Annotated in this window: 5 protein-coding genes; all 5 read right to left on the bottom strand. The window is 73.1% G+C overall.

Annotated elements, in window-relative coordinates:
• Positions 1 to 4784 (bottom strand): beta-ketoacyl synthase N-terminal-like domain-containing protein (locus ACWD0J_RS40495; RefSeq protein ID WP_451500870.1); only part of this gene is annotated, 4784 nt, incomplete at its 3' end.
• A gap of 124 nt (positions 4785 to 4908) precedes the next feature.
• Positions 4909 to 5580, bottom strand: coding sequence for a DedA family protein (locus ACWD0J_RS40490; protein WP_451500869.1), 672 nt, complete (start codon positions 5578 to 5580; stop codon positions 4909 to 4911).
• Between the two features lie 99 nt (positions 5581 to 5679).
• Positions 5680 to 6201, bottom strand: coding sequence for an allene oxide cyclase barrel-like domain-containing protein (locus tag ACWD0J_RS40485; protein WP_451500868.1), 522 nt, complete (start codon positions 6199 to 6201; stop codon positions 5680 to 5682).
• 173 nt (positions 6202 to 6374) lie between these two features.
• On the bottom strand, positions 6375 to 7877 hold the full coding sequence (locus ACWD0J_RS40480; protein ID WP_451500867.1) for an FAD-dependent monooxygenase: 1503 nt from the start codon (positions 7875 to 7877) through the stop codon (positions 6375 to 6377).
• A 47-nt stretch (positions 7878 to 7924) separates the two neighbouring features.
• The coding region (locus ACWD0J_RS40475) for a KR domain-containing protein (protein WP_451500866.1) at positions 7925 to 10074 on the bottom strand (2150 nt) is incomplete at its 5' end.

Here is a 10074-nt window from a genome sequence, read left to right as displayed (position 1 = left end):
AACACCCCAAACCCAGTCAACCCCACCCCCATCCCCGGCCACTGCGCCCCCTGACCGGTAAACAACAACCCCACACCACCCACAGAAGCAGCAGGAACCACAGAGCTGTCAGCGATCCGCGTGAGCTCTCCCGCCAACTCCCCTATGTCCGAGCCGACGACCACGGCCCGGTAGTCCCCCACCGCACGCGACAACAGCGACACACCCACATCCACCGCCGACACACCCCCGCCGGCCTGCCCGACCCACTCCCCCAACCGGGCCGCCTGCGCCCGCAACCCCTCCGCACTCCGCCCCGACACCACCCACGGCACCACCGGCAGAACACCCGCCACCGGCTCCACAACTGCCGGGGTGTCAGGCGCGGCCTCCAAAATCACATGCGCGTTCGTCCCACTGATCCCGAACGAGGACACCGCCGCCCGACGCGGCTCACCCGACTGGGGCCAGGACCGAGCCTCCGTCAGCAGCGAGACCGCTCCGGCGTTCCAGTCGACATGGCTGGTGGGCCGGTCGACATGCAAGGTTCGGGGCAGTCGGCCGTGTCGCATGGCCTCGATCATCTTGATGACACCGGCGACACCCGCCGCCGCCTGCGTGTGGCCGAGGTTGGACTTCACCGACCCCAGCCACAACGGCCGTTCCGGCGTGCGCTCACGCCCGTATGTCGCCAGCAGGGCCTGTGCCTCGATCGGGTCGCCCAGCGTGGTGCCCGTGCCGTGGCCTTCGACCACGTCGACCTGGCCGGCGTCCAGCCGGGCGTTGGCCAGCGCCTGCCGGATGACCCGCTGCTGCGAGGGACCGTTCGGAGCGGTCAGACCGTTGGACGCACCATCCTGGTTGACCGCCGACCCGCGCAGCACCGCCAGCACCTCATGACCCTGCCGCCGCGCCTGCGACAGCCGCTCCAACAGCACCAGACCGACACCCTCACTCCAGCCCGTGCCGTCCGCCGCCTCCGCGAACGCCTTGCACCGACCATCCGGCGACAGACCCCGCTGCCGCGAGAACTCCAGGAACATTCCGGGTGATCCCATGACGGTGACGCCGCCGGCGACGGCCAGGGTGCAGTCGCCGTTGCGTATCGCCTGGGCGGCCAGATGCAGGGCGACCAGCGACGACGAACACGCCGTGTCGATCGTCACCGCGGGCCCCTCCAGGCCGAAGGCGTACGCCACGCGTCCGGACATCACGCTCACCGTGCTGCCGGTGAGCAGGTGTCCTCCGTGGCCGTCGTGACCGTCGGCGAGCCGTGGGCCGTACTCCTGGGCGGTCGCGCCGATGTAGACGCCGGTGGGGGAACCGCGCAGAGCGTCCGGATTGACCCCCGCCCGCTCGAACACCTCCCACGACACCTCCAGCACCAACCGCTGCTGCGGATCCATCGCCAACGCCTCACGCGGCGAGATACCGAAGAACTCCGCATCAAAATCACCCGCGCCAGACAAGAACCCGCCATGACGCGCATACGACTTGCCCGACCGCCCCGGATCACCGTCGAACAGATCTTCCGGCCAACCACGATCCACCGGGAACTCCGAAATCCCCTCACCCCCCGACCACACCAGATCCCACAACCCCTCCGGAGACACCACACCCCCCGGATAACGGCACCCCATCCCCACCACCACGACCGGATCATCCCCATCCGTGACGGCCACGGAGGCGGAGGTCCGGGTGTGGTCGTCGGTGCCGGAGAAGCAGGTGTGGAGGTGGGTGGCGAGTCGTTCGGGGGTGGGGTGGTCGAAGAGGAGGGAGCTGGGCAGGTCGAGTCCGGTGGCGTCGGCCAGGCGGTCCCTGAGGGCGACGGCGGAGATCGAGTCGAAGCCCAGGTCCCGGAAGGCCCGTCGGGTCTCCAGGGCCGACGGGTCGGTGTAGCCGAGCACGGCGGCGGCCTCCGCCGTGACGAGGGCGAGGGCATCGGCCGGGCCGAGGCTCGCGCGGGCGGGGTCCGGGAGGGCGGAGGGTGCCGTGGACGCCGGAAGCGCCGGCGGGGCGGCGTGCGCGGCGGGTTCCCCGGGCTGTCCTTCCAGCCAGTGACGTTCGCGCTGGAAGGCGTAGGTGGGCAGGTCGACGTGGTGGGTGCCGGTTCCCTGGAAGACGGCGGACCAGTCGACGGGGGCGCCGTGCAGATGGGCGCGCACCACCGCGGTGAGCACTTCCCCGGCTTCGGGCGTGGCGCCGCGCCGCAGTGGGATGGCCAGGATGCCGGGCAGGCAGTCCTCGGCCATCGCGGACAGGACACCGTCCGGTCCGATCTCGACGACGGTGGTGACTCCTGCGGCGCCCAGCCAGCGCATGCCGTCGTGGAAGCGGACGGTCTCGCGGACGTGCCGTACCCAGTAGCCGGGGTCGCAGATCTCGTCCGCTCCGGTCTCCCGGCCCGTCAGGTTGGACACGATCGGTATGCGCGGCGGCCGCAGGTCCAGCTCGGCGGCGACAGCGGCGAAGTCGGCGAGCATGCCGTCCATGCGGGCGGAATGGAAGGCGTGGCTGACCCGCAGGCGGCGGGTCTTCCAGCCCTGGCCGGCGCAGGCGCGGGCGAGGTGTTCGACCGCGTCGGCGGATCCGGACAGCACGGTCGCGGCGGGGCCGTTGACGGCGGCGAGGTCGATGCCGTGGACAGTGTCCGGTCCGTCGAGCAGCTCCCGCACCTGGGCGGCGGAGGCACGGACGGAGAGCATCGCTCCGCCGTCCGGCAGTGCCTGCATCAGCCCGCCCCGGGCGGCGACGAGCCGGCAGGCGTCGGGCAGGGTGAACACTCCGGCCACGTGGGCGGCGGCGAGTTCGCCGATGGAGTGGCCGGCCACGACGTCCGGCCGGATCCCCCAGCTCTCCAGCAGCCGGAACAGGGCGACCTCGAAGGCGAACAGGGCCGGCTGGGCGTACACCGTGCGGTGGAGGTCGGGATCGTCGTCGGCGAAGACCACGTCACGCAGCGGGCGGTCGGCGTAGGGGGCGAGGGCGGTGTCGAGTGCCGTGCACAGGTCGTCGAAGGCGTCGCGGAAGGCCGGCCAGGTCGCGTGCAGTTGGCGGCCCATGCCCGGGCGCTGGCTGCCCTGGCCGGCGAAGAGGTGGGCGGTGCGGCCGTCTCGGGGTGTGCCGCGCAGGATGCCGGAGGCGGGGGTGTCGTCGGCGAGTGCGGTCAGCCCGGCGAGCAGGGCGGCGCGGGCGGCGTCCGTGTCCTGGGGGTTCGTGTCTTCGGGGTTCGTGTCCTCGGGGTTCGTGTCCTCGGGGTTCGTGGCCGGGAGGAAGGGGAGCACGGCGGCCCGGTACTCGAAGGCGGAGCGGGTGGTCGCCAGCGCGCGGGCGATGTCGACGGGCGGTAAGGCCCCGCCGGTCTCCGTGAGATGGGTGTGCAGACTGCGGGCCTGGGCGCGCAGGGCGGCTGCGCTGCGGCCGGACAGCAGGAAGGGGAGCACACCGGCGGCGGTGACGGGAGCGCCGGCGGGCACGTCACCGGGAGTCGTCCGGCTCGGCGGTTCGGCGACCACGACGTGGGCGTTGGCCCCGCCCATGCCGAAGGAACTGACGCCGGCGATCAGCCGCCGCTCGGCGTGCGGCCACGGGCCGTGTCCCCGCTGGACGCGCAGGCCCAGGTCGGTGAGGGGGATGGACTCGGGTGCGGAACGGAAGTGCAGGCTGCGGGGCAGTTCGCGGTGCTGGAGGCACAGGAGTGTCTTGATCAGTCCGGTGATGCCGGCCGCGCCTTCCAGATGGCCCACGTTGGTCTTGGCGGAGCCGACGCGCAGCCGGTCCCGGCCGGTGCGGCCCGCGCCCAGCGCCGCGCCCAGCGCCGCCGCTTCGACCGGGTCGCCGAGCCGGGTTCCGGTGCCGTGCAGCTCCACGTACTGGATGTCACCGGGGGCGACACCGGCGCGGTCGCACGCCAGGCGCAGCAGGTCGGTCTGGCCGCGGGTGCCGGGAGTGGTGAGGGTGTCGGTGGCGCCGTCGTTGTTGACGGCGCTGCCGAGGATCACCCCGAGGATCCGGTCGCCGTCGTCGAGGGCGTCGGAGAGCCGCCTGAGCAGCACGATGCCGCCGCCCTCACCGCGTACGTAGCCGTTCGCGCGGGCGTCGAAGGTGTGGCTGCGGCCGTCCGGTGACAGGGCGCCGAACGCTTCGGTGGTGTCGTACCCCTCGGCGGCGAGGTTCAGGCTCACCCCGCCGGCCAGGGCGAGGTCGGCCTCGCCGCGGCGCAGGCTCTCGCAGGCCAGGTGGACGGCGGTGAGCGAGGAGGACTGCCCGGTGTCGACGGTCAGGCTGGGGCCGGTGAGGCCGAGCGTGTAGGAGACACGGTTGGCGATGATGCCCCGGTGCAGCCCGGTCGCGGTGTGCTGGCCGACGGCGCGCGGGCCGTGGCGCTGGGTGAGGCGTGCGTAGTCGTCGGACATCGCTCCGACGAACACACCGGTGCGGGTGCCGCCGAGCGCGGCGGGGACGAGGCCGGCGCGTTCGAGTGCCTCCCAGGTCAGTTCCAGCACCAGGCGCTGCTGCGGGTCCATGGCGGCGGCTTCGCGGGGGCCGATACCGAAGAAGGCCGGGTCGAACAGGTCGACGTGGTCGAGGAAGGCGCCTTTGCGGTCGGCGGTCCGCGTCCCGGCGCTGTCGTGCAGCTCCGGCCGGTCGGCGGGAATCCCGGTGACCGTGTCACTGCCGTCGCGCAGCAGCCGCCAGAACGCCTCGGGGGTGTCGGCCTGCGGGAGACGGCACGCGGTTCCCACCACGGCGATGGCCGTGGATCCGTCGAGTCCTGAAAGGTCCTTGGCCGCCGGTTCCGACACTGTCCACACTCCGATCCGTCGGGCCCGGCGGGGCGCGCGGGTGCCGTGCCGGGCACTGTTCTGGTCATGCTGGGCAGCAGGGCTAAAGCAGGACTAACCGTGTGCTGAGCGCCGTAGGAGCGGGTCAGGCGGGCCCGGTGGAGGTGCCGCGGCGGTCCTGGCGCCGGGACCGCAGCCGGGTGACGGTGAACCGCACGACCACCACCAGCAGGACGATCGCGACCACGGCGGTGAACCAGTTCGCGTACCGCTGCACGGTGTCGGCGTTGCGGCCGGCCGCGTAGCCGGCGCTGAGCAGGGCGAGGTTCCACAGCAGGGTGCCCACCGCCGTGCAGGCGACGAAGGGCAGCAGCGGCATGCGCTCGATCCCGGCGGGCAGCGAGACATAGCTGCGGACGATGGGGACGAGCCTGCCGAGCAGGACGGCCTTGGCCCCGTGACGGTCGAACCAGCGCTCGGCCCGGTCCAGGTCGGACTCCTGGACCAGCGGGATGCGGACGAACAGCGCGCGGGTGCGCCGTCTGCCGAGCAGTGCGCCGACGGCGTAGTGCAGGACCGCTCCGACGACCGAGCCGACCGTGCTCCAGAACAGCAGGGCCAGGAAGCTGAGTTCGCCGAGCCGGGCGGTGAACCCGCCGAGCAGCAGCACCAGTTCGCTGGGCACGCTGGGGAAGAGGCTCTCCAGGCCGGTGGCGACCGCGACTCCGGGCGAGCCCAGGTCCTCCATGAGGTCGGTGGCCCAGTTGCCGGGGCTGTCGTCCGGGGCGGCGGCCCACGTCAGGTGTTCGAGGATCATCGCGACTTCCCGGGCTCGGCTGGGTGGGTGCCGGCAGCGGGACCGGCGGGCTGGGGTGCCCGCCGGCCTCAGGGCCTGGTACGGCGGTGGCCCGCGGCGTCAGCCGCAGAGCTTGATGGAGTTGAGCGATTCGGTGGCGCTGACGAGGGTCCAGGTCAGCTCGCCGGTCTTGCCGGCGTAACGGCCCTGCGCACCGGCCGCGGGGAGTTTCTGGGTCTCGCCCGCGGCCAGCCGCGTCAGGTTGACGATGCCGGCGACCCGGATGACGCCGTCGCGCAGCGTGTACTTGGCGGTGGAGAACGAGAACAGCTCACCCGTGGCGGCGTCCTGCTTGATGATGACGCCCTGGATGTCGTTGGTGCCGATCCTCTTGCGGTTCTCGTCGAGCACCGCGTCCTCGGTGACGACGACGTCCCCGACGCTGGGGCCTGCGGGGGCCACGTCGGTGGTGTCGGTGGTGACCAGCTGTTCGATGAACGAGACCGTGGTGCAGCCGGATCCGGCCTGGGCGGGGACGGGCTTCGCCTCGGCGGCGCCCGCGGCGGTGCCGGCCGGTACGACGAGCGCGGCGGCCACGACTGCGGCGACGGTGAGACGGGCGGGGAGCGATGATGAGCGCACGGGTGTCCCTTCTGACGGGCGGATGTGCCGGGGGAACGGGCCGGAGGAACAGGCCGGGGAACGGGCCGGGTGGGGCGCACGAGGGCAGGCCCGGCACCGACGCGGTCATGCTGTTCGTATGGCCTAAAGCCGCCCTTGGGGATGGCTTCCCTTCGTCAGGGCGGACGCGTCGGTCAGCCGGTGGCGGCGCCGAACCAGGTGCCGAGCGCGGCCCGGAGGACCTCCTCGCCCCAGCCGTGCCCGTCGTGCCAGGCGACACAGCCGTCCGGACGCAGCAACAGCCTCGCCGGCAGCTCCGGCACGGGCTGCGCCCGGACCACGTCGACCCGGTCGGCCCAGCCGTCCGCGCCCTGCCCGCCGCTGTCTCCGGACAGGTCGAGCAGGACGCCGCGGCCGCCGTGCAGGGTCTCGGCGACGGCGATCTCGCCGCTCACGGTCCTGATCCGCACCTGGGGCAGCCGCCGCCCCAGCAGCCTGTCCCGCTCGGGCGGTTCCGGGAAGCCCGCGTAGCGGATGGGGACGGCCGGGCCGAGGTTGGTCACCAACTCGGCCAGGAAGACGTTCACGTCGTCGAATGCGAGGAACTCGGCCAGCATCTCGCGCATGTAGCGCGCCAGGGCGCGTGGATAGAGGAGGGCGAGTTGTGCCTGGATGTTCATGCAGGCCATGCGGCCCGCCGCATGCCGTTCCTCGTGGTACGTGTCCAGGAGGCCCTCGGGAGCCCAGCCGTGGATCTCGGCGGCGATCTTCCAGCCGAGGTTCACCGCGTCGCCGACGGCCGTACCGATGCCCTGTCCGTTGTACGGGTAGTGGACGTGCGCGGCGTCGCCCGCGAGGAAGACGCGGCCCTTGCGGTACCGCTCGGCGTTGCGGGTGATGATCGAGTAGTGGCGCAGCCAGTGCGCCTCGGTCGCCTTCAGTTCCGTGCCGGTGAGCCGGCGGACGACCGCGCCGAGCTGCTCCAGGGTCGCCGGTCCGTCCTCGAACTCCGGCGAGGCGGTGGCGAATTCGGCGCTGAAGACGCGCATGGTGCCCTGGCTCAGCGGGGCGCCGAGGAACTGGTCGCCGTTCGGGGTGTAGGACAGGCCGTACTGTTCGGGCGCCACGTCCGCGCGGTCGATCGCGACATCGCCGACGATACCGCGCACGATCACCCAGTCGTCCCCGACGTAGTCGATGCCCGCCCCTTCGCGGACCAGGCTGTCGCGCCCGTCGCAGCCGACCAGGTACCGGCAGCTCAGCCGTTCCTCGCCCGCGTCCGAGGCGAGGAGCGCGGTCACACGGGACCCGTCGGGCGCCTCCTCGAAGCCGCTGAGGCTGGTGCCCCAGCGCAGGTCCACGCCGAGTTCCACGGCCCGGTCGATCAGTGTCCTCTCCAGGCGGGACTGCAGCACCATGTGGGTCTGCTCGCGTGGACCCGGCACCTTGTCGAAGGCCAGCGGCAGATCCGCGAACCGTACTTCCGGAAAGGTGACCGTGTCCTGGCGCAGCCCGGCGGCCAGGCCGCGCTGGTCCAGTACTTCGAGCGTGCCCGCGTTGATCGCCATGGCCGGTGCCTCGAGACGCTGACCGGGATGGGGGTCCACGAGGACCGCGGGGACGTCTCGCATGGCCAGCTCGCAGGCGAGCATCAGACCGGCGGGCCCGGCGCCCACGACGACGACCGGCTCACTCATGACAGGGCTCCTTCGGGGAGAACGTAGGTCGGTTCACGGTGCGGTGCTCACGTCGTCAGGGAGGCGTCGCCGGCCGGCGGCCGGGGGGCCGGGCCGGCCTCCCCGTCGAGCGTGGTCATCAGGTGACCCGCCAGTGCCTCGGGCGTCGGATGGTCGAAGATCGCCATGGGCGGGATCCGCACTCCCGACAGGGCGGCGATCCGGTTGCACAGTTCGAGGGCGGTGAAGGAGGAGAACCCCAGTTCCGTGAACTGGGCGCTCGCGGGGATCTCCGTCGCGTCCGGGTGGCCGAGCACCTGGGCCGCGGTGTCCCGCAGCAGGTCGAGCAGCAGGGCCGCGCGCTCCGCGCCGGAGGCGTTCAGCAGCCGGTGCCGCAGCCGCGCGGCGGCCTCGCCGAGTTCCGCGCCGCCGTCGGGCCCGGCCTCCTCAGCGGCTCCGTCGGCCGCAGCCGTCCCGCCGGCCTCCGGGATCGTGCGCAGCAACGAGCCGGCCGCGCCCTGACCGGACTGCCCGACGTACCGGCCCCAGTCCACGTCCACCAGAACCAGCTCCGGAGTCCGGCCCGCCATCGCGCCCACCAGCCTCCTGGCCGTGAGCCGTGGCGGCAACGGACGGATCCCCTGGTAGCGCAGGTGCTTTCCGGCCGCGGACTCCGCCCCGTCCCGGGCGTGCCACGGGCCGCAGGCCACCGACGTGACGGGCAGGCCCCGTTCCCGGTACGTCCGTGTCAGCGCCGTCAGGTGCGCGTGCACGGCACCCTGCCCGCCGAGCCCGGCCGCCCCCAGCGCGCCCACCACCGACGTGCACAGCAGGAAGGCGTCCAGCCCCCGCCCGGCGGTCAGTTCGCACAGATGGGTCACGGCGGCAGCGGCCGGCCCCAGCAACCGGTGGACGTCCTCGCCGTCCACGGCACCGACCACGGTGTCGTCCAGTTCGGCGGCCATGTGCACGACCGCCGTCAGCGGGTGCTCCGGCGCGACCGTACGCAGCAGCACGGCCACGGCGGCACGGTCGGTGAGGTCGACCGGGGCCACGGCGACCTCGGCCCCCGACTCCCGCAGATCCGCGACCAGTTCGGGCACGCCCTCCTCGGCACCCGGCTCGGTGGCCAGCAGCAGATGCCGTACGCCGTCCCGGGCGAGCCGTAGGGCGATCTCCCCGGCGAGCGTCCCGGGCACGCCCGTCACGAGCACCGTGCCGTCCGCGGACAGGGGCGACTCGGTGGCCGTACCGGTGAGTTCCACCGGACGCAGACGGCGGCCGAAGACGCCCGCGGACCGGACGGCGACCTGGTCCTCATGGCCGCCCGGTCGGTCCGCACGGCCGGCCAGTACGGCCCGGAGCCGGTCCCGTGTCCGCCGGTCGCCCGCCCCGTCCCCGGGCAGGTCGACCAGACCGCCCCAGCGTTCGGGGTGTTCCGAAGCGGCCGGAGACTGCGCCAGCCCCCAGATCCGGGCCTGGCCGGGATCGGCGAGCGGGTCCGGCGGGCCGGCCGAGACGGCACCCGTGGTCACGAACCACACCGGAACCTGCGCCGCCGCGTCGTCCAGCGCGTGCAGCAGCCTGGCGGAGAGTTCCAGACCGTCCGCCCCGGTCCGCGCGCCGTCGGCGCACGCGAGCAGCGACACCACTCCGGACGCCGGGCCACGGGAGGTGGTCAGTGCCGCACGCAGGCCGGCGGCGAGCGCCGGACGACCCGTGTCCCGCCCGACGGCGACATCCACGACACCCGCGCCGCCCTCGGCCAACGCGTCGCGCACGGTTCGCACCGCCGGGTACTCCTCGGCCCCGACGGGCACCAGCAGCACCCAGGTGCCGTCCAGCAGGGGTGCCGACTCCTCGTCCAGAGCCTCCCAGTCGAGCCGGTGCCCCCAGCGGCGCTGCCGTCGCCACGCGGCGAGCCCGGGCAGAACACTCCGCCACGCCTTGGACTCCGCGTCCGGCACGCCCAGCGCGGACACCGCGCCGTCCAGGTCCTCCCGCTCCAGCGCATCCCACAACTCGCCCTCGTCTGCACGGGGTTCGGCTCTCTTCGCGGGGTCTGGCCGGAGCCAGTAGGGCTGGTGTTGGAAGGGGTAGGTGGGCAGGTCGAGATGTTGCGCTGGTTCTTCCCGTTGGGGGAGGTGGGGGGTGAGGTTGATGGTGTGGTGGTGGGTGTGGAGGGTGGTGAGGGTGGCGAGGTGGGTGTGGGTTTCGT

This window comes from Streptomyces sp. NPDC003011 (genome assembly GCF_053591515.1).
Note: the sequence above shows the minus strand (reverse complement) of the source record. Positions and strands in the feature narration are given on the sequence as shown.